This is a genomic window from Rhodanobacter sp. T12-5, from assembly GCF_008329435.1.
Classification (GTDB): domain Bacteria; phylum Pseudomonadota; class Gammaproteobacteria; order Xanthomonadales; family Rhodanobacteraceae; genus Rhodanobacter.
In genome coordinates, this window is the sequence record NZ_NPKN01000005.1 from 186,039 (window position 1) to 211,251 (window position 25,213).

22 protein-coding genes and 1 tRNA gene are annotated in these 25,213 nt (G+C 62.6%); 17 read left to right on the forward strand and 6 right to left on the reverse strand.

The features are described from left to right. The first annotated feature begins 120 nt into the window (after positions 1 to 120). The 7 genes from CIW53_RS11910 to CIW53_RS11940 all read left to right on the forward strand — a co-directional run bounded on the left by CIW53_RS11910 (position 121) and on the right by CIW53_RS11940 (position 9,369). A complete protein-coding gene (locus CIW53_RS11910; protein WP_172969656.1) occupies positions 121 to 1,608 on the forward strand; it encodes an asparagine synthase-related protein in 1,488 nt (495 codons plus the stop codon). Further along, positions 1,605 to 2,750, forward strand: coding sequence for a right-handed parallel beta-helix repeat-containing protein (locus CIW53_RS11915; protein WP_149364942.1), 1,146 nt, complete (start codon positions 1,605 to 1,607; stop codon positions 2,748 to 2,750). Before CIW53_RS11910 ends, CIW53_RS11915 begins: the two co-directional genes overlap by 4 nt. Positions 2,751 to 2,820: 70 nt before the next feature. Next, positions 2,821 to 3,984 (forward strand): glycosyltransferase family 4 protein, encoded by a 1,164-nt coding sequence (locus CIW53_RS11920; RefSeq protein ID WP_149364943.1) that lies wholly within the window; start codon positions 2,821 to 2,823, stop codon positions 3,982 to 3,984. 38 nt (positions 3,985 to 4,022) lie between these two features. Then, a complete protein-coding gene (locus CIW53_RS11925; protein ID WP_149364944.1) occupies positions 4,023 to 5,081 on the forward strand; it encodes an EpsG family protein in 1,059 nt (352 codons plus the stop codon). Positions 5,082 to 5,341: 260 nt separating this feature from the next. Continuing rightward, a complete protein-coding gene (locus CIW53_RS11930; protein ID WP_149364945.1) occupies positions 5,342 to 5,749 on the forward strand; it encodes a hypothetical protein in 408 nt (135 codons plus the stop codon). 789 nt (positions 5,750 to 6,538) lie between these two features. Beyond that, positions 6,539 to 7,714, forward strand: a complete 1,176-nt coding sequence (locus CIW53_RS11935; protein WP_172969657.1) for a right-handed parallel beta-helix repeat-containing protein — start codon at positions 6,539 to 6,541, stop codon at positions 7,712 to 7,714. Between the two features lie 452 nt (positions 7,715 to 8,166). Next, positions 8,167 to 9,369 carry a polysaccharide pyruvyl transferase family protein gene (locus CIW53_RS11940; protein ID WP_149364947.1) on the forward strand — a complete coding sequence of 401 codons (1,203 nt, stop codon included), beginning with the start codon at positions 8,167 to 8,169 and terminating at the stop codon, positions 9,367 to 9,369. Between the two features lie 221 nt (positions 9,370 to 9,590). Here the strand turns inward: CIW53_RS11940 and CIW53_RS11945 are convergent, their stop codons facing one another. Continuing rightward, complete coding sequence (locus tag CIW53_RS11945; protein WP_197736654.1) at positions 9,591 to 10,646, reverse strand: IS630 family transposase; 1,056 nt, start codon at positions 10,644 to 10,646, stop codon at positions 9,591 to 9,593. 185 nt (positions 10,647 to 10,831) lie between these two features. Between CIW53_RS11945 and CIW53_RS11950 the strand changes: the two genes are divergently transcribed. Continuing rightward, entirely contained in the window at positions 10,832 to 12,019 is a 1,188-nt protein-coding gene (locus CIW53_RS11950) for a right-handed parallel beta-helix repeat-containing protein (protein ID WP_172969658.1), read from the forward strand. A gap of 200 nt (positions 12,020 to 12,219) precedes the next feature. Here CIW53_RS11950 and CIW53_RS11955 read toward each other — a convergent pair whose 3' ends face one another. Beyond that, positions 12,220 to 13,395: an MraY family glycosyltransferase gene (locus CIW53_RS11955; protein WP_207105464.1), complete on the reverse strand. Its 1,176-nt coding sequence runs from the start codon at positions 13,393 to 13,395 to the stop codon at positions 12,220 to 12,222. Between the two features lie 530 nt (positions 13,396 to 13,925). Between CIW53_RS11955 and CIW53_RS11960 the strand changes: the two genes are divergently transcribed. From CIW53_RS11960 to CIW53_RS11975, 4 genes are all read left to right on the forward strand, one after another. After that, the gene (locus tag CIW53_RS11960) at positions 13,926 to 14,522 is read left to right on the forward strand and encodes an aminodeoxychorismate/anthranilate synthase component II (RefSeq protein ID WP_149364950.1); all 597 of its coding nucleotides are present in this window, start codon (positions 13,926 to 13,928) and stop codon (positions 14,520 to 14,522) included. Then, complete coding sequence (gene trpD, locus CIW53_RS11965) at positions 14,519 to 15,613, forward strand: anthranilate phosphoribosyltransferase (RefSeq protein WP_149364951.1); 1,095 nt, start codon at positions 14,519 to 14,521, stop codon at positions 15,611 to 15,613. The genes CIW53_RS11960 and trpD overlap by 4 nt, the downstream gene beginning before the upstream one ends. Before the next feature lie 71 nt (positions 15,614 to 15,684). Next, entirely contained in the window at positions 15,685 to 16,479 is a 795-nt protein-coding gene (gene trpC, locus CIW53_RS11970) for an indole-3-glycerol phosphate synthase TrpC (RefSeq protein WP_149364952.1), read from the forward strand. Positions 16,480 to 16,481: 2 nt separating this feature from the next. Beyond that, the gene (locus CIW53_RS11975; RefSeq protein ID WP_242451892.1) at positions 16,482 to 17,180 is read left to right on the forward strand and encodes an HAD family hydrolase; all 699 of its coding nucleotides are present in this window, start codon (positions 16,482 to 16,484) and stop codon (positions 17,178 to 17,180) included. A 27-nt stretch (positions 17,181 to 17,207) separates the two neighbouring features. On the opposite strand, the gene CIW53_RS11980 is transcribed toward CIW53_RS11975, so the two are convergent. Next, complete coding sequence (locus CIW53_RS11980; RefSeq protein ID WP_149364953.1) at positions 17,208 to 17,951, reverse strand: sulfite exporter TauE/SafE family protein; 744 nt, start codon at positions 17,949 to 17,951, stop codon at positions 17,208 to 17,210. Positions 17,952 to 18,057: 106 nt separating this feature from the next. After that, positions 18,058 to 18,759, reverse strand: coding sequence for a cAMP-activated global transcriptional regulator CRP (gene crp / locus CIW53_RS11985; RefSeq protein ID WP_149364954.1), 702 nt, complete (start codon positions 18,757 to 18,759; stop codon positions 18,058 to 18,060). 286 nt (positions 18,760 to 19,045) lie between these two features. On the opposite strand from crp, the gene speD reads away from it, so the two are divergent. Continuing rightward, the gene (gene speD, locus CIW53_RS11990; protein WP_149364955.1) at positions 19,046 to 19,831 is read left to right on the forward strand and encodes an adenosylmethionine decarboxylase; all 786 of its coding nucleotides are present in this window, start codon (positions 19,046 to 19,048) and stop codon (positions 19,829 to 19,831) included. A 55-nt stretch (positions 19,832 to 19,886) separates the two neighbouring features. On the opposite strand, the gene coq7 is transcribed toward speD, so the two are convergent. Beyond that, a complete protein-coding gene (coq7, locus tag CIW53_RS11995) occupies positions 19,887 to 20,528 on the reverse strand; it encodes a 2-polyprenyl-3-methyl-6-methoxy-1,4-benzoquinone monooxygenase (protein WP_149364956.1) in 642 nt (213 codons plus the stop codon). A 13-nt stretch (positions 20,529 to 20,541) separates the two neighbouring features. Beyond that, complete coding sequence (locus CIW53_RS12000; RefSeq protein WP_242451877.1) at positions 20,542 to 21,768, reverse strand: (Fe-S)-binding protein; 1,227 nt, start codon at positions 21,766 to 21,768, stop codon at positions 20,542 to 20,544. Positions 21,769 to 21,899: 131 nt separating this feature from the next. Here CIW53_RS12000 and rplM point away from each other — a divergent pair, with 131 nt between their 5' ends. The 4 genes from rplM (at position 21,900) to CIW53_RS12020 (ending at position 25,157) form a co-directional block, all read left to right on the forward strand. After that, complete coding sequence (gene rplM / locus CIW53_RS12005; protein WP_149364958.1) at positions 21,900 to 22,328, forward strand: 50S ribosomal protein L13; 429 nt, start codon at positions 21,900 to 21,902, stop codon at positions 22,326 to 22,328. A gap of 9 nt (positions 22,329 to 22,337) precedes the next feature. After that, positions 22,338 to 22,730 carry a 30S ribosomal protein S9 gene (rpsI, locus tag CIW53_RS12010; protein ID WP_149364959.1) on the forward strand — a complete coding sequence of 131 codons (393 nt, stop codon included), beginning with the start codon at positions 22,338 to 22,340 and terminating at the stop codon, positions 22,728 to 22,730. A gap of 54 nt (positions 22,731 to 22,784) precedes the next feature. Next, positions 22,785 to 22,858 (forward strand) — tRNA-Gln (locus CIW53_RS12015). A gap of 403 nt (positions 22,859 to 23,261) precedes the next feature. Next, the gene (locus CIW53_RS12020) at positions 23,262 to 25,157 is read left to right on the forward strand and encodes a chloride channel protein (RefSeq protein WP_149364960.1); all 1,896 of its coding nucleotides are present in this window, start codon (positions 23,262 to 23,264) and stop codon (positions 25,155 to 25,157) included. Positions 25,158 to 25,213 lie beyond the last annotated feature (56 nt).

The following is a 25,213-nucleotide window of genomic DNA, read 5'->3' on the forward strand; positions in this document are numbered from 1 at the left end:
GTCATATCCCGTCGACCCAGCCCCTCCGTCAGCGAAGGAATGCCCCGCGAAGAAAACGACCATGCGCCTTTTGCGGCTGTCTTTTCGCCGCGCGAATTCGATGATCCGACGATGGCTCATATGCAACCGAAGACAGACGCGACGCTGGATGCCGGGGAGACCGGGTCGCGTGTTCAGATCGCCGCGTCGCCCTACCTGGGTGGGCAGGAGGTGGACTTTTCGATGCTGGACGATCGCCGCGGCGGCAATGTCCTGCTGGACCCGGTATCGATGGCTGATCTGCTGCGCAACGGATTTGTCTATCCGCCTCATTCCATCTACAGCGACGTCAAAGTGGCGACCCTGGGCTTCGATCCGGCGCAGGACTTGTACGACCAGCCGCGGTTTCACTTCGCACTTCAGTCGTCCGACGCGTCATCGAGGCCGGCAGCTGCCGCCGTGGACGATGCGCAACTGCTGAAGACCTACCATCGCCTGCTGTGCGATGCGGTATTGCGTTCCACGCAGGACATGCAGTCGCCATGGTTGTTGCAGAGCGGTGGCAAGGATTCCACTTCGTTGGCCATCGCCGTGGCCGAAGTCAGCCCGCGGACCACGTGTTTTACCTACCTTGGGGGGCCCGAGGAGAACGAGGTAGCTTCCGCACGTCGCGTGGCGCGGGAGCTCGGTCTGCGCCACGAAATGCTGATCTGCGATCCGGGCCGGGCCTACGACCGCTACCTCGCAATGGTGCCGGAGATGCCGCTGCTGGCAGCGGACTTTGCCCTGTTGTCCTATGCCGACATGGCTACGGAAGTGGGCATCCGCGGTGGTGACGGAATCATCGACGGACTGGGTTCGGACGTCTATTTCGGTGCGCCGGTGAGTCGACGGCAGCGCATGATATCGATGCTGGCCTGGGGCATGCCGCTGCCGCCGTGGTTGTTCAGGATCGGTCCGGTTCGCCGGAGTTTCAAATGTTGCTATGCCCTTGGCACGCTGCAGATGGGTCGCTTTGAACGGCTTTTCCCAGGTTCGCGTTTCACCGATGCCGAAGTGGACGACTTGCTCGGCCGCCCGGTCGCGGCTCGTTCCCGGAAACGGCTTGGAACGTATCGCGACGACATCGATGCGGTCGATTCGGCGGAGGCGGTGCGCCGGATATCGCTAGCGATCGTGGAGTCCAATGCCTTTGCCAAAGGCATGTACACCGCGCGCGCGATGTCGTTGCGCGTGGGCTATCCGTTCTGCGATGCGCGCTTGCGGGACTGGGTTTTCCATCACCTTCCGGATGATCGCCTGATCGGCCCCGGCGGCGTCAACAAGGTGCTGGTACGCAGGCATATCGAAAGCCGGTTCCAGCATCTGCCGTATATGACCGCGAAGGGTTCCTTTCGCTTCGACCTGTGCGGGCTGGCCAGGCAACGCTTCGACCAGGTGCACGCGTTCGCCCTGGAGGGACGGGCGTTGCTGCCCGGTGCCGCGCACTGGCTGGAATCCCATCGCAGCCGGTTGGACAACAAGTACTTCGCCTCGAAATTCTACCTGCTCGCGGTCATGTTGCCGTGGTTGCTGAGCCGCACGAGCGGTTCGAGGGTCGTCGGCGTGAATGAGGGGTCGGCAGAATGAGCACGGCGAAAGGCATGGCGGAGATATCCGACGGCCGGCGCGCGTTCCTGCGCCGTTCGTTGTTTTTGATCGTGCCTGTGGCGCTGCCCGCCTTGGCGCTGCCGGTGGCGGCGCGCGGCAAGGCGTCCGCGGCCGATTCGAAGGCTGCGACGATCGACGTGCGACACAAGGGTGCGCTGGGTGACGGTGTGCACGACGACACCGCCGCCATCCAGGCGGCTATCGATGCGCTTCCGGCGGCGGGCGGCACCGTCACGATTCCGGACGGCAGCTACATGATCGATGCCGCGCGCCCGCTCCGGTTGCGTTCCAACATGCACTTGCAGATGGCGCCGGCGGCCACGCTCCGCGCCATCGCAAACGATCTTGAGCGCTCGCACGTGATCAAGGTCTGGCGGGCGAACAACGTGCGGATCACCGGTGGACAGATTGTCGGCGAGCGCAGCGGGCATCGCGGCACCACGGGCGAATGGGGGTATGGCATCAACATCCAGGCCTCGAACAACGTCAGTGTCGTCGGCACGCATGTCTCCGATTGCTGGGGTGACGGCATCTGGATCGGCGGGATCGGTCGTCGCGCCGGTGTGGTCGTGTCGACCAACGTGACGCTCGATCGCGTGGTCTCCACCAACAATCGGCGCCAGGGCCTTTCCATCGGTCCGGTCCGGGGCGTCACCGTGACTCGCTCCACTTTCAGCGATACCCATGGCACCAAACCGCAGGCGGGCGTCGACATCGAACCGCAGGGACAGGGGCCGGCCAGGGACATCACCTTCAGCGACTGCACGATAACCGGCAACCAGGGCAGCGGGATGGAGATCCACTCGAACGTCAGCGGCGTGGTGGTGAAGAACTGCAGGATTCAGGACAACCACGGCTACGGCGTACTCGGCGTGGGTGCAAGGCAGCTCGCGATTTCGGAAAACGTCATTACCGGCAACGGACTTGTTGGCGTGGTGATTTCTTCCAGAACGGCAGATGTCCGCATCACCGGCAACACCTTGACCGGCAACAGCGCGAATTTTCTCCGCAAACTTGTTGCGTCGCTCAGGACCGCAAAAATGACTGAGGGCGCGCACAACCTGCGGATCGACGATGGAGCCCTTGGCGTCACCGCTTCGGGTAACAGGTTTCAACCATGAGCGCCATATCGATCGAGCCGGTCGCTGATCGTTCGCGACGAGGCGATGTCGGTCAAGGATCCGGGACGACATGAAGTTCATTTTTTTTGCCAACACCGACTGGTACCTCTACAACTTTCGCCTGGCGACCGCACTGCAGGTCAAGGCGGACGGTCACGAGGTGGTGATGCTGTCGCCGCCCGGAGAATTCGGTGTGCGCTTTGCCGCGCATGGCTTGCGCTGGCTGACGCTGCCCATGGACCGCGCCAGCCTGAATCCCCTGCGCGAAGCGGCGACGCTCCGGCAACTGGCAGTAATACTGCGCCGCGAACGCCCCGAGGTACTGCACAGTTTTACCGTGAAGTGCGCGATTTACGGCGCACTGGCGGCGCGCACGGCACGCGTTCCGGCCGTCGTCAATGCAGTGGCCGGGATGGGCTACGTCTTTACCAGCGACCATTTCAAGGCGCGGGCACTGCGCCCCTTGGTCAAGGCGATGCTGAGGGTTTCGCTCGGTGGATCGCGGTCGCTGCTCGTCCTGCAGAACCCGGACGACGCCATGGCGTTTGTTGCCGCAGGCCTGGCGAGCAGGGACAGGATCCGCGTCATTCGCAGTTCCGGTGTCAATACCACCCGTTTCCAGCCGGCTGTTCCGCCTCGGGGGCGCGGTCGCCTGCGCGTGGTGCTGGCGGCGCGCCTGTTATGGGAAAAAGGTATCCAGGAATTCGTCGATGCCGCGCGGCTTCTGCGAGAGCAGGGCAGGGACGTGGAGTTTGTCCTGGCCGGCATGCCTGATCCCGGCAATCCTCGCTCGGTGGATGCGGCTCAGGTTCGCCAGTGGTGCGACGGAGGTTTGCTGCAGTGGCTTGGTCATGTCGACGACATGCCTGCGCTGTTCAACACCATGGACGTGATGGTTTTGCCAAGCTACTACCGCGAAGGTGTGCCGAAAAGCCTGATCGAGGCCGCAGCCTGCGGACTGGCGATCATCACCACGGATCTTCCCGGCTGCCGCGAGGTGGTGACGCAGCACGGTGTCGACGGCCTTCGGGTGGCGGCGCGCGACGCGCGCGCGCTGGCTGACCGGATCGCCGCACTGGACGATGACCGCGAGCTGCTTGCCCGGCTGGGGCGCAACGCGCGTGCGCGTGCGCTGGCCGACTTCGACGAACGACTGGTGATCCGGCAAACGCTCGACGTCTATGCCGAGTTGTTGCCGAACCCTGTGCCGCAACGGCGGATTGCCGTTCGATAAATCGGCATTGAACCAAACCCCGGGACTCCATCACGACCATGAACTCGCAGATTTCAGACGCTCCCTACTACGACGATGGCGATTCAAGCGCCGCGAACGCCCGCATGGTATTGAGCTTGCTGCTGATATTTTCGGCCTGCCTGATCGCAGACTCGGTTGTCGCCTTGCGTCCACTCACCGTGGGTACCGACACGCGGATCTATGCCGGCGTTTTCCTGAGCATGCGTGACGCGTTCGTCGAGACTCGGTTCGAGCCGATTTTTGCCCTGGTGACGCGGCTGCTGAGTGCCACCGGCATGAGTATCGCCGGCTATCAGGCGTCACTTTTTGGTATCTCCCTGCTGACGGCGGCAATGGCGGCGCGCCGTTATTTCCATTACCTGGGAGGAACGCGCGGTTACCTTACGTTTCTCATCGCGGGGCTGATGTTCCTGTTCCTGTCACCGATGTTCGTCAATGGTTCCATCAACGCCGTACGGCAGGGTTTGGCGTCGCTTCTGGTATTCGCAGCGCTGCTTTCATTCCATCATCGACAGTGGCGAAGTTTTGTTGTTTATGGGGTATTGGCGAGCGGGTTTCACTATTCCTCTTTGCTTTATCTCGCTTTTGCTCCGTTGCTCCTGTTCAACATGCGTGTTCAACGCGTCGTGGCAGTTACGGCGTTCGTGGCGTACTGCTCGGGGTTGACCATGATCATGGTTCGCGCTTTCGTGCCGTCGCTGTACAACGCGGTCATGGCCTATGTTGCTGGCAGCGATTACCGCGCTGGGGTGCGGATCGATTTCGCGGTTTTTGCCATGTTCTGGTATTTCCTGCCTTACCTCCTTTCGCGAATGGTCCGTGAGCCTTTCAGTACGCGAATCAAGCAGAGCATGGCGGTGTATTCGGTGATGTTGCTGCCGTTTTTCACCGTGGGCTGGGGGAACTTCTCCAACCGCTATCTTCTCGGTCCGTGGGAGGCGGCATCTCTCATTGTCGCTGCTATCTTCTGTTTCTCACGTTTCCCCCCGCTGAGACATCCATTGCTGTTGGCGAGTGGACTGCTGGCCGCCAGCGGCGTGTTTTGCTATTACGTCACTTATCAAGTGATTATTTGACTTCTCATGAACCTGCGCTCCTCTTCTCTAGACGGCGCCTGACGTCCAAACCACAACCCTGAACTGTTTCCTGGCGGCGAGGTTTGGACCCATCCATCACAGATCAGAGCCAGACTGAAGCGATGCCGACGATACTTGGGCCGGACCACGCCAGCTGGAGTTGCAGTTGGAGGCCCTGGAAGCGGACCCCGCCATCGCGCTGATCGCGCACCGGGCGCTGGTGAGTCGACGAGGCACGGCGGTGCCCCCTGCAACTGCCGGTGCGCGTGGAGATCGTCGGCCGGCGCACGTTGCTGCTGCGCAATCCGTTTCCGACTTCCTCGGTGGTACTGCGCCGCGACCTGCCGTTCCACTCCGACGAGGACTTCCGGAACTCACAGGACTGTCTGCTGTGGTCGCAGATCGTCTTGTCCGGCTATCGCTGTGCCAAGGTCGATCAGGTGCTGGTGCTCTGGACCGAGCGCGAAGCGGGCGATGACACCGGGCTCAGCGACGACTTTGCCGCGGTCCAGCGCGCCAGGGGCAGGTTGCGCCGCAAGTTGCTGCGAGAGGGGCTGCTCAGCCGGACCGAGTACGCTGTTTCCAGCACCGTGGGCATGGCCACCAGGACGCGTCGGAATCTCGTGCTGCGCCTGCGGCGGCGAGGGCCTTGTCGGCCGCACGCGTAGGGGGTGGCAAACGACCTGCGGGGCATCCGGCTGGGGTCGAATGCAGGCCCCTGTCCCGTTCACGTGCCTGCGCAAGCGGCGAAGTCGAAGCGCCGGTGCACCTGTGAATGTCGCTGCAACGACAGACCGGCCGGAGTAGGCGAATGATTTTTCACGGCTTGGCGGCGTGAATGGCAAGAGTCCAGCCGGGGTTCGGCGCCGCTGAGGCCAATAATTTTCCGGTCGTTGTGAAATATTCAGTTAGTTGTGAATTTCGTCGAGTCAGTCCGAGCGCGCACGCGCTTACGCCATGGTCTACAACGCATCGCGTTGTCGACCATGTAACGCTGGTTTGTGCAGTAAGTTTAAAGATGAAGTTAAAGCGGGCGCGAACGTTCGTGGAGAGCCCGCATCACGTTCAGTTTTCGGGTTTTCAGCCTGCTTTTCAACTTGTATGGTTCGTCGGCGTGTCCACCAGCCGCCACGCTTCGAGACACGCACTCGCCCTCGTATCCATGTGGAAACGAGCCTCGACAAGTAACCCTCCTGGCTAGAAACAACGCCAGACTGCGCTCCTCCGGATAGCCGTAGGATCGCGCGTGCTCCGCACGTCACAAACAACTTCCATCCTGCTCGGCATGGAGCTACGGACACCAGTTTGCTCGCCTGGATGCGACAACTTCGTGAAAACGGAATTTGTTCCCTGCTAGTAGCGCCCTTATCCATTCGGCCCAATCGGCTGACATGAACACACGAAAGTGTGAAGGCCGATTTTTGCCCAAAATTCAAAGGCTCCAAACAATGCAAACAATGACTGATCAGAAAAAAAGAGACACCGCACTCGTCGACACCCACTCTGCGCGACGCGGCAACACACATGTCCGCCGATCCCTGGGTCTTGCTGCCGCCTCGCTGGCGCTTTGCCTGGTGGCGGTGCCGGCTTCGGCCAGCAACTGGTGGTCGACCACCCCGAGCGTATCGATCGGCAGCAAGACCATCAACGTTCGCAACGCCGGGGCCAAGGGTGACGGCCGGCACGACGACACCCGCGCGTTCCAGGCGGCGATCAACTCGTTGCCGTCGAGCGGCGGCACGATCACCGTACCTGCCGGCACCTACATGATCGACGCGCTGCGCTCGATCAACCTGCGCTCGCACGTGCGCCTGAAAATGAGCTCGGGGGCCAAACTCGTGGCCATCCCCAACAGCAGCCAGCGTTCCTACGTGATCAAGGCGTGGAAGGTGAACAACGTCGAGATCAGCGGCGGCGCAATTGTCGGCGAGCGCGCCAAGCATCGTGGCTCAAGCGGCGAATGGGGCTTTGGGATCGATATCCTGGCCTCCAGCAAGGTCTACGTGCACGACCTTAAAGTTTCCGATTGCTGGGGTGACGGCCTGTACATCGGCGCCATGGGCAAAGGCAGCAGGGCCGTGAAGTCCACTGACGTGACGGTCAGGAACGTGGTCTCCAACAACAATCGACGTCAGGGTCTGTCGTTCGGTCCGGTGCAACGGGTCTATGTGGTCAACAGCACCTTCAGCAACACCCATGGCACCAAACCGGAGGCAGGCATCGACATCGAGCCTTCCACCCAAGGCTCGGCCGCGAACATTCGCATCGAAGGCAGCCATGTGACCGGCAACGCGGGCAGCGGCATAGAAGTGCAGCCACATGTGAGCGGAGTGGTGGTCACATCGAGCACGATCAAGGGCAACAAGGGATTTGGCGTGTACACCAACGCTGCATCCAATGTCTCGATTGCGAATAACAGCATTACGGAAAACTGGCTGTTTGGGGTCGCCATGAGGTCAACCACTCACGACTCGAAGATCAACAACAACAAGATCACGTATAACAGCACGCGCGGGTTTTATGCGCACCACAAGTCGATCTACACATTGGTTTCGGGTCCTCGCGATGTGGAAGTGATGAAATCGACCCGCAATATCCAGGTGTCCGGCAACACCATCTCTCCAAAGCCCTGAGGGAAAGTCAGGTTCACCGATGGCAAAGCGATGCTCGTGACTGATGCATGGTTGAACTGGTAACTGGTTGCGGAAATGGCGTGGGCTTTTCGCCACGCCATTTCCGTGGCGCCGTCAGTTGTTCATGCATCGCTTCACTGGCGATGCATTGCAGGACGAGTGGCGTACTTTGGCGGATGCGCATTGCGACGTCTCGCAATGCGCATCGGCTTTCGCCCACGAACGTGGGCCTGATCCGCCAGGAATGCCGACGATTGGGCTGACGGCTGCCTGCAGGGATTGCCGTCGTTGCCGTCTGGGCGGTTTGCCTGGCGCGATCAACATCGCCTGTTCGTCGAGCGCCTTTCGGTCTTCGCAAACTTTGCGCGGTGGTTGTGGTACTCAATGGATAATCTTTGACCACATCCCCGTTCGTCCGGTCTTCTGTTCGGTCGATCAGCAAAGGAATTTTCGTGATAGACGATTCTAGGCTTCGAACCACTTTCACCGGCTACTACGGCATGAACAACTTCGGCGACGATTTGTTCGGCGTGGTTTGTACCGCGGCAGCGCGAAAATACTGGGGTGGCGATCCCAGGCTGGTATGTCCGGCGATACAGGGCGTCGACGCACGTTACACCATGCCCTGTTGGTATCCAGCGCGCCTCTACGGAACATCGGGCCCGTTCGGTCAGGTCAGCCGATTCTGCAGTTTCGCCCGCGCACTTTCCGGCTCGGACGTGTTGGTAATGGGCGGCGGTTCGGTGATAGGTGGTTCATCCAGAACTTCGTTTCGCCGGCGGATGATGGTTTCCGCACAGAAGGCAGGCAAGTTGAAGCTGGCTGCAGTCGGCGTGTCGATCGGGCCGATTGATAATGCAGAGGCGGAGGATGATATTGCGGATTTCGTCAGCCGCTTCGATTACATAGCCGTGCGCGACAAGCGGTCGTATGATCTTGCCGTCAAAATGGGAGTCGCTGAAAAGACTCATCTCGGACGCGACCTGGCGGGTCTGCTGCCGCCCGTGGCAGTTGCAGATACGCCCCGGAGTGGTCCGATTCGCATTGGCGTCGCGCCATGCAATTACAACGTCACCAACAACAACTATGCTGCGCCAGACAAACAGGCCTTGTTGTCGGCACTGACCCGTGAGTTGGGAAGACTGGCGGCCTTGCGCCCGCTACAGGTGGATATCTTCAGTCTCAACGAACACCCGGCACACGGAGATTACGCACTGTCTTCAACCTTGGAGCGGAACCTTCTTCAGCGTGGTATTCCTGCCCGGGTACGACGCTATCGGGGCATGAGCCCTTTGTCCATGGTTCAGGCCATAGGCGAATGCGACGCTTTCGTCAGCGTGCGTCTGCATGGAGCCATTGTTGCGTATCTGCAGGGTATTCCACTGGCCATCGTGGATTACCACCCCAAGTGCCGTGACTTCGCTGATGAGATCGGATTGCCCTCGGCACTGCGGATTCCCACTGGAGACGGTCTCTCCACCGCGGTTGCCAACGCGCTTGCGCTCATGTTGAGCCCTGGGAACGAGCCGACGCTTTCGCGGGAGGTCTATTCGCAGCAGGCACAGGAAATTTTCAAGTGCGCTCCATGGTCAGTCAACTCTGCGGTTAGGGCATCACCGATGAGCTTTGCACGTCCGGACCTGAAAGCGGGTTGACGAGGGCTGCCGTTTGCGCGTGGCGCGCAGCAAGTTGTCGGCGTTTGCCACGCTTGCGGCATGCACCGCGGGCGTAAGTGGTGTGCGGGTGGAGAGTGACGGTCGTTCTGGTTCGGGCATGGTGCCGAACGGTTGACCTGGCCGATTTTCATGCGCACGGCTTGACGACGCCTTGCACCAGGCATGTCTTGCGCCGCGAACCGTCAATGCGCTGGCAAGAACTATCCATACCGACCACGGCTTCGCGAGCGATCATCACTTGATTGCGCCTGGATTGCCTTGAGGTAGCTCCATTTTGTCGGGTGAGGACGCCGGTTCCTGCGTCGTATTTGGCGCATGAGCTTCTGCTTGAGTCCGAGCGTCGGTTGTCGTTCGTCCTGAACGTTCAGCTCGCCCTCCATCTCTGCCAGGCTTCTTTCCACCTGATCGAGCCATGCGTCATGGGTGGCGGTGAAGTGCATGTGCACGGTTGGGTGGTCGGCCATCATTGCAGTGATTGCGCGTGTCTTTCCGGCTGCAGGGTTATCGGCGATGACGTGGATTTCCGTGTCATCCGGTTGACCCGCTGCGACGGCGGCAAGGAAGGCTGCAAACTCCGCAGAGGTTTGACGATTCATTGGCGCGGAAGTGGTTGTATTGGCTCGGCGCCTTTTCAAGGTCGCGTAGAGCGCCTGCGCGCCTCCATGATCATCCGCGCCTTGATGTCGCCTGATGCGAGGTGATCTGACGTCACGGGTATCCGCTGTGTCCGCATGGATCCCGCTGACGCTGAATATCGCCGCATGTTGGGGTGGGCTGAGATACAGGCCGACGATGTCGGCGGCCCCGGCGTCGAAAGGAAGTTGATCGGGAACCGGGCGACTTTCGAGGCGCTTCGGTGTAATGCCGTGTCTGGCCCAAATGCGCGCCACCGTTGTATGCGAGATGGTGCCGCCGAGTTCGGCTGCCAACTTGCGTGATGACCACCGACCCGAGCCGTCGGCGGGAAGGTGCCGGATGGTGCGTGTCAGTACGCGGGATTCCAGGCGATGGGTGACTTTGTATGGCTCGCGCCCTGCATATTTGGAATAGAGCCCCGCCAGCCGCTCGGCCTGGAATCGCTTGCTCCATCGTGCAATGTAGCTGTCACTGCAATGAAGCCTCGTGCGGATCTCGTTCCAGCTGCAGCCGTCCGCCAGCAGCAGGATCAGTTTTGCATGACGGGCGGAATCCGCACGTTTTTCGTCGGCATCAGCCTGATGCTCAAGTTCAATGCGCTCGCTCTCTGTCAGCTTCAACACGGCTGCGGAACAGCGAGTCCGCACTTCCGATTTGTGCGTAACAAATTGCCGGTTTCAGCGCAATGGATGATCGATAAGTGATTGCTCGTAGTGTGAAACAGGTCACTCGGGTTTGCACCTTTCCAGCGTGAAAAGTATGCATTCTTTAGGTGAAGGCTTTCTTCACAACGAGGGTGACTATGATGTCCAATGCGATTACTCCGATAACCGGGCCCGTCGGCGGGTTCTCCAGCAACTTTCTCGGCAAGAGCCCACGCAACAGGGTTTCCCGCTCGCTGATTCTCGCGGGAATGGCGCTGACGTTGAGCGTCGTCGCCGTGCCGGCATCGGCAGCCAATTGGTGGTCCGCCACGCCGAGCGTATCCATCGGCAGCACGACCATCAATGTTCGGAATGCCGGGGCCAAGGGCGACGGTCAGCACGACGATACGCGCGCGTTCCAGGCGGCGATCGACTCGTTGCCGTCGAGCGGCGGCACGATCACCGTACCTGCCGGTACCTACATGATCGACGCGCTGCGTTCGATCAACTTGCGCTCGCATGTCCACCTGCAGCTGAGTACCGGGGCGCAACTGGTCGCCATTCCCAATAGCAGCCAGCGTTCCTATGTGATCAAGGCATGGCGAGTGACGGATGTCGAGATCAGCGGTGGCGCAGTCGTTGGCGAGCGAGCCAAACACCAGGGCACTACCGGCGAATGGGGCTTTGGCATCGATATCCTGGCCTCCAGCAAGGTCTACGTGCACGACCTGAAGGTTTCCGATTGCTGGGGCGACGGCCTGTACATCGGCGCCATCGGCAGTGGCAGCAGTGTCGTGAAGTCCACTGACGTGACGGTCAGGAACGTGGTCTCCAACAACAATCGGCGGCAGGGTTTGTCGTTCGGTCCGGTGCAACGGGTCTATGTGGTCAACAGCACGTTCAGCAATACCAATGGCACCAAACCGCAGGCAGGCATCGACATCGAGCCGTCGACCCAAGGCTCGGCCAAGGACATTCGCATCGAAGGCAGCCATGTGACCGGCAACGCGGGCAGTGGCATAGAAGTGCAGCCCAATGTGAGCGGGGTAGTCGTCAAATGGACCACGATCAAGGGCAATAATGGATTTGGCATCTACAGCAATGCTGCGTCCGGCATGACGTTTGCGGGTAACTTCATTACAGAAAACTGGCTGTTCGGGATCTCCATGAGGAGTACCAGCCACGATGTGAAAATCCTCGACAACAAGATCACGTACAACAGCACACGCGGGTTCTATGCCCACAACAAGTCGATCTACACATTGATTTCGGGCGCCCGCGATCTGGAAGTGGTCAGCACGACCTGGAATATCCAGGTGGCTGGCAATACGATTTCCCCAACACCGTAATCGGCATAGCGAGTCGTGCCACGGCTTCCCCGGATCACGAACTGATATCGACCCGCCATTCGCGTGGCAACGAGGCGCAGCAAGGAACGCTGCGCCTCCCTTGGGTGTGAAGGGACAGCTTCGCCGGACGGCTTTCATGCCTGCGCGCGCGCACATGGCAACTCGGGTCTCTTGTTGGGCTGATCATTCCGTTACACGTGTCACGCAACGCGCTGCAGGTCGCTGCGGCGTCGCTGGTAGGCATGTGCCATTTGCGATGAGGATCGGGCCGTCCGTCGTTCGATGAAAATGAACGGAGCGGATGCGGACATGGGGACAGGGACGACACCGGGGACGACACCGGGCACGCCTTGGCCGAGCTGTTGTTTCAGCCAGACCCGTCGATGCGCCGCGATGTAGATCAGAGCCAATGCACCGAATGCGAGCAGGTTGCTGCCTGCCGTGAAGGTACGTGTGAAGGTTCCCAGATAAGCCAGTGCGATCGCGAAGGTGACCAGCACGACCAGTGATGCGCGCGGGGTCAGTCCGGCGTTCAGCATCAGGTGATGAATGTGGCCGCGATCCGGTTTGAAGGGCGACTTGCCCTCGCGGATGCGGCGGATCATCACTGCCAGGGTGTCCAGCACAGGCAACGCCACGCACCAGAGCACGTCGATGGTCGACAAATGCGTTGGAGCGTCCTGACTCAGCTTGATGAGCGTCCAGGCCAGCAGATAGCCCACGACCATGCTGCCTGCATCGCCCAGGAAGATCTTCTTTCCGATCAGGCCGAGGTTGACGGCCAAGTACGGCAACAGCGCCGCCGCGAGCAGCAGCGGAAGCGAGAGGTCAGGCCAGGGCGATGATCCCTGGTAGACCGCAATGGTCCCCACACTTACCAGTGCCAGCATGCCGGCCAACCCGTCGATGCCGTCCATCATGTTGAATGCGTTCAGCAGACCGATGACGGCGATCAGCGTGAGCGGTATGCCGAGTAGGCCCAGTTCCATTTCCACGCCGAACAAATGTCCCAGCGTATGAATGTGCACGCCGGTGCAGACGATCACCGTCAGCACCGCGACGCTCTGCACGAGCAGCCGTGCGCGCACGCTCAAGTCCATGCGGTCGTCGAGCGCGCCGATCAGCGCCAGGACGGCAGCTGTTACCAGCACGTAATTGCCGAACAGATGGAATTGCCCAGCGACGAACGCGCCCGTGATCACGCCGAGAAATACGCAGACGCCGCCGATCACGGGGATATTCCCCACGTGCTTCTTGCGTTCGTTGGGGCGGTCGACCAGGCCCAGGTGCTCGGCATAGCCGTACAGAAAAGCAATGGCAATAGCCGACGATGCAGCGGCACTCGCGAAGGCGAGAAGGAATCGGTAGGGCGTCATTGGCAAGCTGTCCTGATCGCTGACACGGCCACGGCGCAATGGGCGCGTCATGACCGTGTGAAATGCCTCATGGCGTGACGCCCTGAGGCCATGGGATGCATGCCCTGTTCCCTGAGCCTCGGTAGTTGAGGCCGTCGCAAGCCTAGTCAGGCCTTCGTGCATGAGCGGTCAAAAAACAGTGATTTGCGTCACAATTTTCGTCATCGCCGACGCAGGCATCTGGCGAAGCAAACGGACCTGTGGACCGTGCTGAAAATCAGCCAGCCTGTGCGAACCCGCGTCGGCGAGCGCGGACGAGAAATTCGACTTCTACGCGGAAACCCTTGGTGCCGGTTTGAGCTGTGAGGTGCCCCTGCAAGGGGACCTGCTCCCGCCGCTTCCGCCGCCGTCGGTTGGAGCTACCGCTCGCTGTCCGGCACAATGATCGGGGTTGGAGAAACGACGGGCACTTCAGCATTGGAGTAGCGGTGCCGGCGTGGGCACGGCATCCAGGATGTCCCACCTTCACATGACGACAGGTTGAGTTACCCATGCTGCTGATGATCGACAACTACGACAGCTTCACCTACAACCTCGTGCAGTACCTGGGTGAACTGGGGCAGTCCGTTCAGGTCGTGCGCAACGACGTGCTGGACGTTGCCGGCATTCGCGCGCTGAAGCCTTCGCACATCGTGATCTCGCCGGGGCCAGGTACGCCGGACGATTCGGGCGTGTCGCTGGACGTGCTGCGCGAGTTGGCCGGCGAGATTCCGGTGTTCGGCGTGTGTCTCGGCCACCAGGCGATCGGCCAGGTGTTTGGCGGCAAGGTGATCCGGGCCAAGCAGATCATGCATGGCAAGATCTCGCCGGTGCGTCATCGCGGGCAGGGCGTATTTGCCGGCCTGCCGGACCCGTTCGAGGCGACGCGATACCACTCGCTGGTGGTGGAGCAGGCGTCGTTGCCGGATTGTCTGGAAGTCACCGCGTGGACGGAGAACCCCGACGGCTCGATCGACGAGATCATGGGCCTGCGCCACAGGACGCTGGCGGTCGAGGGCGTGCAGTTTCATCCGGAGTCGATCCTGACCCAGCACGGCCATGACCTGCTGCGCAATTTCCTCGGACTGCCATTGCGGCTGGCCGCATGAACACACCGGATTTCGACAGGAGCGGGCGCGATATCACGATCACGCCGCAGGAGGCCCTGCAGCGCACGATCGAGCACCGCGAGATCTTCCACGACGAAATGATCGCGCTGATGCGGCAGATCATGAACGGCGAGGTGAGCCCGCTGATGACCGCCGCGATCGTCACCGGCCTGCGCGTGAAGAAGGAAACTGTGGGCGAGATCACCGGCGCGGCGCGGGTGATGCGCGAGCTGTCGGCCAAGGTGGACGCGCCCGCACACGACCACTTCATCGACATCGTCGGCACCGGCGGCGACGGTGCGTCGAGCTTCAACATCTCCACCGCGTCGATGTTCGTGGCGGCGGCGGCCGGCGCGCGGGTGGCCAAGCACGGTGGCCGCAGCGTGTCGTCGAAATCCGGCAGCGCCGACGTGCTGGAAGCGCTCGGAGCGTCGATCGAGCTCACGCCGGCACAGGTCGCCGAGTGCATGGCCGAGACCGACATCGGGTTCATGTTCGCGCCGAACCATCATCCGGCGATGAAGGTTGTGGCACCGGTGCGCAAGGAAATGGGCGTGCGCACGCTGTTCAATATCCTGGGCCCGCTGACCAACCCGGCCGGTGCGCCGAACATCCTGATGGGCGTGTTCCATCCCGACCTGGTGGGCATCCAGGTGCGCGCGCTGCAGGCGCTCGGCGCGCGGCACGCGCTGGTGGTGTGGGGGCGCGACGGCATGGACGAGATCTCGCTCGGCGCGGCGACCCTGGTCGGCGAACTGCGCGATGGCATGGTGCGCGAATACGAAGTGGAGCCGGAGGATTTCGGTCTGGCGATGGCGTCCAGCCGCAACTTGCGTGTGGCGAACGCCATCGAGTCGAAGGCGATGCTGCTGGAAGCGTTGGCGGGGCAGCATGGCGTGCCGCACGACATCGTCTGCCTGAACGCCGGCGCGGCGCTGTACGCCGCTGACGTGACCGGGTCGATCAGCGCTGGCATCGAGCTTGCCCGCGCCACGATTGCCAGCGGCGCCGCACATGCGAAAATGCAGGCCTTCGTGTCCACCACGAAGCGGCTTGTCGCGCGCGGCGGGAAATCACCGAGGGGTGCGTGAAGTCCGACGAAGTGGCAGGATCGGACCACCCCGCGCACGGAACGCGTCCCCACCCAGATCAGCGAGATGCCATGACTGACATCCTCAATCGCATTCTTGCGCGCAAGGCGGATGAGATTGCCGAGCGCCGGAACAAGGTGCCGTTATCCGAACTGACGGCGCGCATTGCAGAGCAAGCGGACACCCGCGGTTTTGCCCGCGCGATCGAGGCCAAGATCGAGGCCGGCCTGCCGGCAGTGATCGCCGAGGTGAAGAAGGCCAGCCCGAGCAAGGGAGTGATCCGCGCCAACTTCGATCCGGCTGCGATCGCGAAGAGTTACGAGGCGGCCGGCGCTGCGTGCCTGTCGGTGCTGACCGACAGCGACTTCTTCCAGGGCAGCGAAGCATTCCTGCAGCAGGCACGCGCGGCCTGCTCGCTGCCGCTGCTGCGCAAGGATTTCATCATCGATCCTTACCAGGTGTACGAAGCCCGCGCGATCGGCGCCGACTGCATCCTGCTGATCGTCGCCGCGCTGGACGACGACGTGCTGTTGCAGCTGTCGCTGCTGGCCGCCGAACTCGACCTCGACGTGCTGTGCGAGGTTCACGACGAGGACGAGCTGGAGCGCGCGATGGCGCTGCCGGTGCCACTGATCGGCGTCAACAACCGCAACCTGCGCAGCTTCGAGACGTCGCTGGAGACGTCGTTGGCGTTGCAGGCGCTGATCGAGTACGACCGGATCCTGGTGGCCGAATCGGGCATCCGCACCCCGGAAGACGTCGCGTGCCTGCGCGAAGGCGGCATCCAGGCGTTTCTGGTCGGTGAGGCGTTCATGCGCGCGGAAGATCCAGGCAGCGAACTGCGACGGTTGTTCGGCACGCCGTGACCATTGCGCTGACAGGGGAGGCGCCGCCGTTGGCGGCGGGCGCGGATGCGGTGTCGCCGCGCGTGGTGCTGTTCGATTTCGATGGCGTGCTGGTTCACGGCGATTCGTTTGCCCTGTTCATGCGCGATCGTTACCGTCATTCGTCATGGCGGAAGTTGCTGGCCTTGCTGAGCGCCCCGCTGTTGCTGCTGCAGTTGCCGTTTTCGCGCCACCTGCCGATCCGAACGCTGGTGCGCATCGCCTTGCTGGGATTGGGCGAGCAGCGCTACCAGGGCGTCGCGAATGCGTTTGCCGCCACTCTCGTGCGGCGGCCAAAGCAGTTCTGCCGGGACGGACTGCAGGCGCTGCGTCGGCATCAGGCCGCGGGCGACCGGGTGATTGTGGTCACCGGCTGCGAACACACGCTGGCGAGCGGCATCCTGCAGCAACTGGGACTGACCGGCCTCGAGGTGCTGGCCTCCCGGCTGCGTCCAGGCTGGCTCGGCATGCGGTTGCTGCATCACAACGTGGGCCAACGCAAGGTGCAGACACTGGCCGGGCATGGTGTCACCGAGTGGCAGATGGCGTATGGCGATTCGATGTACGACGCGGCGATGCTCAAGCTCGCCGCAGAGGCGGTACTGGTCAACAGCACGCCGGCGTTGTGCAAGAAGATGGAGAAGGCGCTTGGCCGTGCCGTGACCCGGGTCGAGTGGTTCTGATGCGCCACTCTCCGAATCCAGGTGTGGCTACACGACCATCTGCAGCAACTGGCCCAGGCTGATCAGCACGATCAGGCTGCCGACCGCCCCCATCACGGCGCGTTCGGGCAAGTGCCGTACCAGCCACGCGGCGAACGGCGCGGCGATCACGCCGCCGGTGAGCAGGCCCAGCACGATCGACCAGCGATCGATGCCGACGTGCCATATCAGCGTGGCGGAGACGCATGCGGTCACCACGAATTCGGCCGCGTTGACCGAGCCGATCGTGCTGCGCACGGCACCGCCGCGGGCAATCAGCGTGCTGGTGGCGAGCGGTCCCCAGCCGCCGCCGCCAATCGCATCGAGCAGGCCGGCAAAAAAACCGAGCACGCCGCTGTGCTGCACCTGATGGCGGACCAGCCGTTTGCCGAAGGCCCGCAGCAGCACCATGGCGCCAAGAACCAGCAGGTAGACGTTGACGAACGGACGTATGCTTTCGCCCGGCACGCTGGCCAGGAAAGTTGCGCCAAGGATGCCGCCGACGGCGCCGGGGATGGCCAACTGCCAGAACAGCTTCCAGCGCACATTGCCGAACCACGCGTGCGAGGCGCCGGAGACTCCGGTGGTAAACACTTCGGCGGTATGCACGGTGGCGCTGGCCAGTGCCGGCGGCAAACCCAGCGCCAGCAGGATCGAGTTGGAGACCAGTCCGTAGGCCATGCCCAGCGCGCCGTCGACCAGTTGGGCGAGCAGGCCGACACCGACGAAGACGAAGAACTGTCCGTAATCCAAGCGATGTCTCGCAGGCCGGTGGCGGGGGATTCATCCTCGGCCGGCACCCGTAAAAAACCGGTTCAGACGACGCCGGCCCCGGCCCCGGCGCAGGCGGGCTGGACGCTCAGCGCGTGCCGCGCACCACGATGGTCTTGCCGGCGACGTCGATCAAGCGCTGTTCCTCGAGCTGCTTGAGCACACGGCCGACCATTTCGCGCGAGCAGCCGACGATGCGGCTCACTTCCTGGCGCGAGATGCGGATCTGAGTGCCGTCCGGATGGGTCATCGAATCCGGTTCCTGGCAGAGGTCGAGCAGGGTGCGGGAGATCCGGCTGGTGACGTCCATGAAGGCCATCCGGCTGACCTGGCGCGACGTGCGCAGCAGGCGGTTGGTGAGCTGCGCCCCGATCGCGAAAAGGATCTTCGGACATTCCTCGCGCAGCGGACCCTCCATCAACTGGAACAGGCGTTCGTAGCTGATCTCGGCCATCTCGCACGGGGTGCGCGTGCGCACCATCGACTCGCGCTGTGCCTGCTCCACGAACAGGCCCATTTCACCAATGAACTGGCCACGGCTGATGTAGGCGAGGATCAGCTCGCGCCCCTGCTCGTCCTCGGTGCATACGGCCAGCGAGCCATCCACCACGTAATAAAGCGTGTTGGCCGGATCGCCCGGACGGATGATCGCGGTTTTCCCCGGGTAGCGACGGCGGTGGCACAGCGCCAGGAAACGTTCCATCGAGGCGGGGTCAGGTGCGAAGCCGAGTGGGGCCTGCGAGCGCTCGAAGGCTTGTTGAAGCTGATACTTGAGTTGCGCCACGGTCATCACCTACAGGGTGGTTGTCTTTCAGCGGCGGTCACGCGCGAACGCGGCATGCGTAACGTAACCGATGCACAGGCTTGGCATTATGGCAAACCCGGGCCGATTGCCGCAGGTTCAAATTGTTTGCAGTATGCCGCATACTTCGCGGTCTTCCGGATGCGGTGATGTCATCGCACTCGTTCACAAGGGTCGTACAGGCCTTCGCCTGTGCTCCATACCATTCTGCGGGGACCCTTGTCGCTAACCCGCCTCTACTGCTGGCCGAGCGTTCGGTCATGGAGAGTCGCTCGTGGTCAAACCACTCCCCCGCCTGCGCCTGCAGGGTTTCAACAACCTGACCAAGGCGCTGAGCTTCAACATCTACGACATTTGCTACGCGGTGTCCGAGGACCAGCGGCGCAACTACATCGAATACATCGATGACCAGTACGACGCCGACCGCCTGACCCAGATTCTTACCGACGTGGCCGAGATCATCGGCGCCAACATCCTCAACATCGCGCGCCAGGACTACGACCCGCAGGGTGCCTCGGTGACCATGCTGATCTCCGAGGAGCCGGTGGTCGAGAAGCTCGGTCGCGACACCATTTCCGGTGCCGTCGTCGCGCACATGGACAAGAGCCACATCACCGTCCACACCTATCCGGAAACGCATCCGCACAACGGCATCGCCACGTTCCGCGCGGATATCGACGTGGCCACCTGCGGCGTGATCTCGCCGTTGAAGGCGTTGAACTACCTGATCGACAGTTTCGAGTCGGACATCGTGGTGTGCGACTACCGCGTGCGCGGCTTCACCCGCGACGTGAAGGGCAAGAAGCACTTCATCGATCACAAGATCAACTCGGTGCAGGATTACCTGGCCAAGCACATCCGCCAGAAGTACGAGATGTTCGACGTCAACGTGTACCAGGAAAACATGTTCCACACGAAGATGCACATCAAGGACTTCGACCTGGACACGTACCTGTTCGATTCGCACGCCGACGATCTGTCGTTCAAGGAGCGCCAGCGCATCGAGTCGCTGCTGCGGCGCGAGATCGAGGAGCTGTTCCACGGGCGCAACCTGATGTGACGAAAAACCCGCCGGAAGGCGGGTTTTTTCTGGAGGGCTTCCTGTGGGATCGGCGTCACACGCGATAAGCCACCGTCTTCATCACCATCGAACTGAGATGCATCAGCTGCGGCAGCGGAAATGGCAGTTCGATGCCGCCGCGTTGCTGCGCCGCCTGCGCATGGCGGATCTCGTCCGACTGCATCTGCGTCAACACGGCGCGGGAACGTTCGTCCTGCGCCGGCAGCTGTTCGAGATGCTCGGCCAGATGCGCTTCCACCTGACGCTCGGTTTCCACCACGAAGCCCAGACTGACCGGATCGCCGGCCAATGCGGCGGCTGCGCCGATCGCATAACTGCCGGCATACCACAACGGATTGAGCAGACTCGGGCGGCTGTCCAGTTGCTGCAGACGCTCGGCGCACCAGGCGAGGTGATCGGTCTCCTCGGCAGCCGCGTGCAGCAGGTGTTCGCGGTTGTCCGTATGGCGCGCAAGCGCGGCCTGTCCGAAATACAGCGCCTGTGCGCAGACTTCCCCGGTGTGGTTGACGCGCATCAGGCCGGCGGCATGACGGCGGTCGGTGTCGTCCATCTCCACTTCGGCGATGCCGTTGGCAGGCGAGCGGCGTTGCGCGAGCGGCGAACCGGCGATGGCCTCCAGTGCGCGTTCGCACCTGTCCAGCAGGCGATCGAGGCGACTCAGTATGCGGATGTCCATGAATACTCCTGCTTCAAGGGGTGGTCGCGACTGGCCATTCCAGTTGTCGAGCCAGCAGGCTCAGCGGATGCTGGTTCGACCAATCCAGCTGTTGCGCCTCCATGCCGGCCGCCAGATGCAGACGGCAGCCGATATTGGACGACAACAACTGTTGCGGCGCCAGCGTGGCGGCTTGCCGCAAGGTCTCGTCGCGCAACCGCGCCGCACGTTCGGGGAATTCCAGCAGATGGCTGCCGGCGGCACCGCAGCAATGGGGCGGGCGCGGCAGCGGCACGGTTTCCAGCCCGGGGACGCAGCGCAATAGTTGCAGCAGCGCCGCCTCGCTGCGCGCCACATTGATCTGCGTGCACGGCAGGTGCAGCGCGACGCGTTGAGCCAACGGTCGAAAATGCAGCCTTTCGGCGTGCTTCGCCAGCAGTTCCAGCGGATCGATCACGCTCACGCCGGGAAGGGCGCGGCGCAGTGTGCCCAGACAACCGGGAGTGATCGTGAGCAACTGGCTTGCCCCGCTCGTCGTCCACGCCTGACGCACCTGCTGCGCCGCGCGTTCCGCGGCACCGCTCTCGCCCCCATGCAGGTCCATCGCGCCGCAGCAGAACGCGGGCAGCACGCTGACCTGGAAGCCTGCGGCTCGCAGCAGGGTGATCGCCGCCTGTTGCGCCTCGGCATCTTCGACGCTCGCCACGCAGCCGGGAAACAATGCCAGCCGCGTCGATCCGGCATGATCGTCGTCGGCACGGACCGGCGGGGCCGGGATGGCCGCGGGCAGGCTGAGCAGCGCGGCGCGCCAGGCGGAATGGCGCGGCAGCGAGCGCAACAGGAGGCTTTTCCAGCGCGGCAGCGCGATCCAGCTGCCGACTCGGCGCAGTGCGCGCAGACGCCGCGGCCGCTTCAGCAGCTTCAACAGGCGCCGCGGCCGGCGCGATGCCGGCCCCAGCATCGCGCGCGTTTCAATCAACAGCTCGTCGTACTGCACGTTGGCCGGGCACACCTTTTCGCAGTTCAGGCAACCCAGGCAGTGATCCAGGTGTTCGCGCAGCCCGGCGGTGGGGTCGACCAGCCCACGGGCCAAGGCGGAGGCGATCGCGATGCGCCCGCGCGGCGATTCGGCTTCGTTCCGGTCCAGCGCGTAAGTGGGGCAAACCGGCAGACACAGCCCGCATTGCACGCATTGGTCGGCCAGCTCGGCAATGCGGCCCACAGACGCGTGCGGGGGGGACTTTTCAAGCGGCATGGTCATCATGCTATCATTGCCAGCTCACAGCCCGCCGGTCGGTGGGCTTGCGCCATGGGTGACGGCTCCGCTATCATCTCGCGCCTTTGATCCACCGATGACGCGTACCGCCTGACGGCGGCAAACAGGTATTTGAAATGAAAACGTTCAGCGCCAATGCAGACAACGTCAAGCGCGACTGGTTCGTGGTCGATGCCGCGGGCAAGACGCTCGGTCGCCTGTCGACCGAAATTGCACGTCGCCTGCGCGGCAAGCACAAGCCGGAATACACCCCGCATTGCGACACCGGCGATTATATCGTGGTGATCAACGCGCAGAAGGTGCATGTCACCGGTGCCAAGCTGGACGACAAGAAATACCACCGCTTCACCGGCTACATCGGCAACCTGAAGACCACCAGTCTGAAGGATCTGCTGGCGACCTACCCGGAGCGCGTGATCGAAATCGCCGTCAAGGGCATGCTGCCGAAGAACCCGCTGGGCCGCGAGATGTATCGCAAGCTCAAGGTCTACGGCGGTGCCGAGCATCCGCATACCGCACAGCAGCCGCAGGCGCTGGAAATCTAAGGAATCACTATGTCGATCCAGCAGAATTACGGCACCGGCCGCCGCAAGACCTCCGCCGCCCGCGTGTTCCTGCGCAAGGGCAATGGCACGATCGAAGTCAATGGCAAGACGCTTGAGGCCTTTTTCGGCCGCGAGACCTCCTGCATGATCGTGCGCCAGCCGCTCGAACTGACCGAAAGCACCGGCAAGTTCGACATCAAGGTAACGGTCGCCGGTGGCGGCATCACCGGTCAGGCCGGCGCGATCCGTCTGGGCATCGCCCGCGCGCTGATCGAATATGATGAGACGCTGAAGTCGCCGCTGCGCAAGGCCGGTTTCGTGACCCGCGACGCCCGTGAGGTCGAGCGCAAGAAGGTCGGTCTGCACAAGGCACGTCGCGCCACCCAGTTCTCGAAACGCTAAACCCCGTTTTACGGGTCGGTGCCACAGGTCAGAGCGCACCGTCCCGCGTGTCATTGGGGGATCGTCTAACGGTAGGACAACAGCCTCTGACGCTGTCTATCTAGGTTCGAATCCTAGTCCCCCAGCCAAAACAAAAGACCCGCCCTTGTGGCGGGTCTTTTGTTTTGGCTGGGGGTACAGGAGTCAACCACGTTCGACAATTTTGTCTGGAACAAAATTGGACAGCCGCAGGCTGGCCCCGCGAAGCGGGGTTTGGCCCATGGATGGGCCAAACAATCCTGGTCCCCCACGCGGCACGTCCCGTATCTCGCTCTTCGGGTCATCGGCTGCGCCGATGTTCGCTCCAGCATTCCCGATCCGGCACAGCCCTGCCTGCGCAGTCGAAAGCCAGCCCGTTTCCAGCCTCGGCGAAGTGCAAATGCAGCCCCTGTCCACAATGCGTGCTGCAATACAACAAAATATGCCCTCTACCCCTTCGGTTATACCGCCCATCGGCGTAAAATCCCCGCCTTTACCTTCCACGAAACTCTCATGACGCCAGCCACTGACAACTCCGTCGGGCACGCCAACGTGCGCACGGAAGGCAGCACCGACGCACTGCCGCTCGCCCCCGCGATGAGCGTGACGCTGGATGCCACACGCATGCCGCGCCGTTCGACCCTGGTGGACCGGCGCATCTTGCGGATCACCGCGGTGGCAGTCGTGCTCGGCGTGGCGGCGGCATTCATCGCGATGCTGTTGAAGTCGCTGATCGGTCTGGTGACCAATCTGGCGTTCTACGGCACGGTGTCCACCGCGTTCAGTTCACCGGCAAACAATCATCTTGGCTGGTGGGTCGTGCTGGTGCCGGTGATCGGTGGCCTGCTGGTCGGCGTGATGGCGCGCTGGGGTTCCAGCGCGATCCGCGGCCACGGCATTCCCGAGGCGATGGAGCAGGTGCTGCTGAACGAGTCGAAGATCCCGCCGCGGATCACGTTCCTGAAGCCGATTTCCTCGGCGATCGCGATCGGCACCGGCGGCCCCTTCGGCGCGGAAGGTCCGATCATTGCCACCGGCGGCGCGCTGGGTTCGTTTGTCGGTCAGTTGCTGAAGGTGACCGGGGGCGAGCGCAAGGTGCTGCTGGCGGCTGGCGCGGCGGCGGGCATGGCAGCGGTGTTCGGCTCGCCCATCGCGGCCGTGGTGCTCGCGGTGGAGCTGTTGCTGTTCGAGCTGCGCCCGCGCTCGCTGATTCCCGTGTCGCTGGCTGCCGTCACCGCCACCATGGTGCATTACGTATTGCAGGGTTCCTCGACGCCGATCTTCGCGATGGAGGCGATGGCCACGCCCGGCAGCTTGGCGCTGCTGTGCTACGTGTTGATCGGCGCTCTGCTGGGTCTGATCAGCATTGGCGTCACCCACCTCGTGTATGGCGTCGAGGATGCCTTCGAGAAGTTGCCGATCCACTGGATGTGGTGGCCGGCGCTGGGCGGCATCGCGGTCGGTGTCGTGGGTTACTTCGCCCCACTGACGCTGGGTGTGGGCTACACCAATATCGAGGACATCCTCACCGGTCACCTGACGATGACGGCGCTGGCGTTCCTGTGCGTGATGAAGTTCGTCTCGTGGGCGATCGCGTTGGGCAGCGGTACCTCCGGCGGCACGCTGGCGCCTTTGTTCACCATTGGTGGCGCGTTGGGCGCGCTGCTCGGCATCGGGCTGGTCGCATTGGCGCCGCAGCTCGGTGTAGACCCGCGAATCGCCGGCCTGGTCGGCATGGCGGCCATCTTCGCCGGCGCGTCGCGCGCGCTGCTGACGGCAGTGGTGTTCTCTTTCGAGACCACCGGCCAGATGGCGGTGTTGCTGCCGCTGCTCGGCGGTTGCACCGCTGCCTACCTGGTATCGGCGCTGTTGATGCGCAACACCATCATGACCGAGAAGATCGCCCGTCGCGGCGTGCGTGTGCCTTCGGAGTATGCGGCCGACTATCTGGACCAGGTGAACGTGGGTACGGCTTGTGCCCGCAACGTCCATTCGTTGCGCGCGGACCAGACCCTGGCCGAAGTACGTCGCTGGCTGGGCGAAGGCACACCGGAAGCACAGCATCAGGGTTTCCCGGTAGTGGACGGAGCCGGCCAGTTGCAAGGTGTGCTGACGCGCCGCTCGCTGCTCGACCCACAATGGCATTACACGCTGACGGTAGGCGAGTTGGTCACGCGTCCACCGGTAATGGTCAAGGAAAACCATTCGCTGCGTGAAGCGGCCGATCACATGGTCGGCGAACAGGTGGGGCGGCTGATCGTGATCAGTCAGGATGCGCCGTACAAAATGGTCGGCATCATCACCCGCGGCGACATCCTGGCCGCCCATGGCAGGCGTCTGCGCGAGGCGAGCTTCAAGGGGCGGCACATCAGGTTGCGCAAGTCGCGCAGACCGGCACCGGAGGGGTGAGCGGAAGCGGGAACCGGATGGCGGATTCGCCGTTGTTGATCGCCACCGGTTCCAGC

Excerpts from the sequence above, each read along its gene's own strand:
- CIW53_RS11910 (WP_172969656.1), top strand. The coding sequence starts at position 121 with ATGCAACCGAAGACAGACGCGACGCTGGATGCCGGGGAGACCGGGTCG.
- CIW53_RS11915 (WP_149364942.1), top strand. The coding sequence starts at position 1,605 with ATGAGCACGGCGAAAGGCATGGCGGAGATATCCGACGGCCGGCGCGCG.
- CIW53_RS11920 (WP_149364943.1), top strand. The coding sequence starts at position 2,821 with ATGAAGTTCATTTTTTTTGCCAACACCGACTGGTACCTCTACAACTTT.
- CIW53_RS11925 (WP_149364944.1), top strand. The coding sequence starts at position 4,023 with ATGAACTCGCAGATTTCAGACGCTCCCTACTACGACGATGGCGATTCA.
- CIW53_RS11935 (WP_172969657.1), top strand. The coding sequence starts at position 6,539 with ATGACTGATCAGAAAAAAAGAGACACCGCACTCGTCGACACCCACTCT.
- CIW53_RS11950 (WP_172969658.1), top strand. The coding sequence starts at position 10,832 with ATGTCCAATGCGATTACTCCGATAACCGGGCCCGTCGGCGGGTTCTCC.
- CIW53_RS11955 (WP_207105464.1), bottom strand. The coding sequence starts at position 13,395 with ATGACGCCCTACCGATTCCTTCTCGCCTTCGCGAGTGCCGCTGCATCG.
- CIW53_RS11960 (WP_149364950.1), top strand. The coding sequence starts at position 13,926 with ATGCTGCTGATGATCGACAACTACGACAGCTTCACCTACAACCTCGTG.
- trpD (WP_149364951.1), top strand. The coding sequence starts at position 14,519 with ATGAACACACCGGATTTCGACAGGAGCGGGCGCGATATCACGATCACG.
- trpC (WP_149364952.1), top strand. The coding sequence starts at position 15,685 with ATGACTGACATCCTCAATCGCATTCTTGCGCGCAAGGCGGATGAGATT.
- crp (WP_149364954.1), bottom strand. The coding sequence starts at position 18,759 with ATGACCGTGGCGCAACTCAAGTATCAGCTTCAACAAGCCTTCGAGCGC.
- coq7 (WP_149364956.1), bottom strand. The coding sequence starts at position 20,528 with ATGGACATCCGCATACTGAGTCGCCTCGATCGCCTGCTGGACAGGTGC.
- CIW53_RS12000 (WP_242451877.1), bottom strand. The coding sequence starts at position 21,768 with ATGACCATGCCGCTTGAAAAGTCCCCCCCGCACGCGTCTGTGGGCCGC.
- rplM (WP_149364958.1), top strand. The coding sequence starts at position 21,900 with ATGAAAACGTTCAGCGCCAATGCAGACAACGTCAAGCGCGACTGGTTC.
- rpsI (WP_149364959.1), top strand. The coding sequence starts at position 22,338 with ATGTCGATCCAGCAGAATTACGGCACCGGCCGCCGCAAGACCTCCGCC.
- CIW53_RS12020 (WP_149364960.1), top strand. The coding sequence starts at position 23,262 with ATGACGCCAGCCACTGACAACTCCGTCGGGCACGCCAACGTGCGCACG.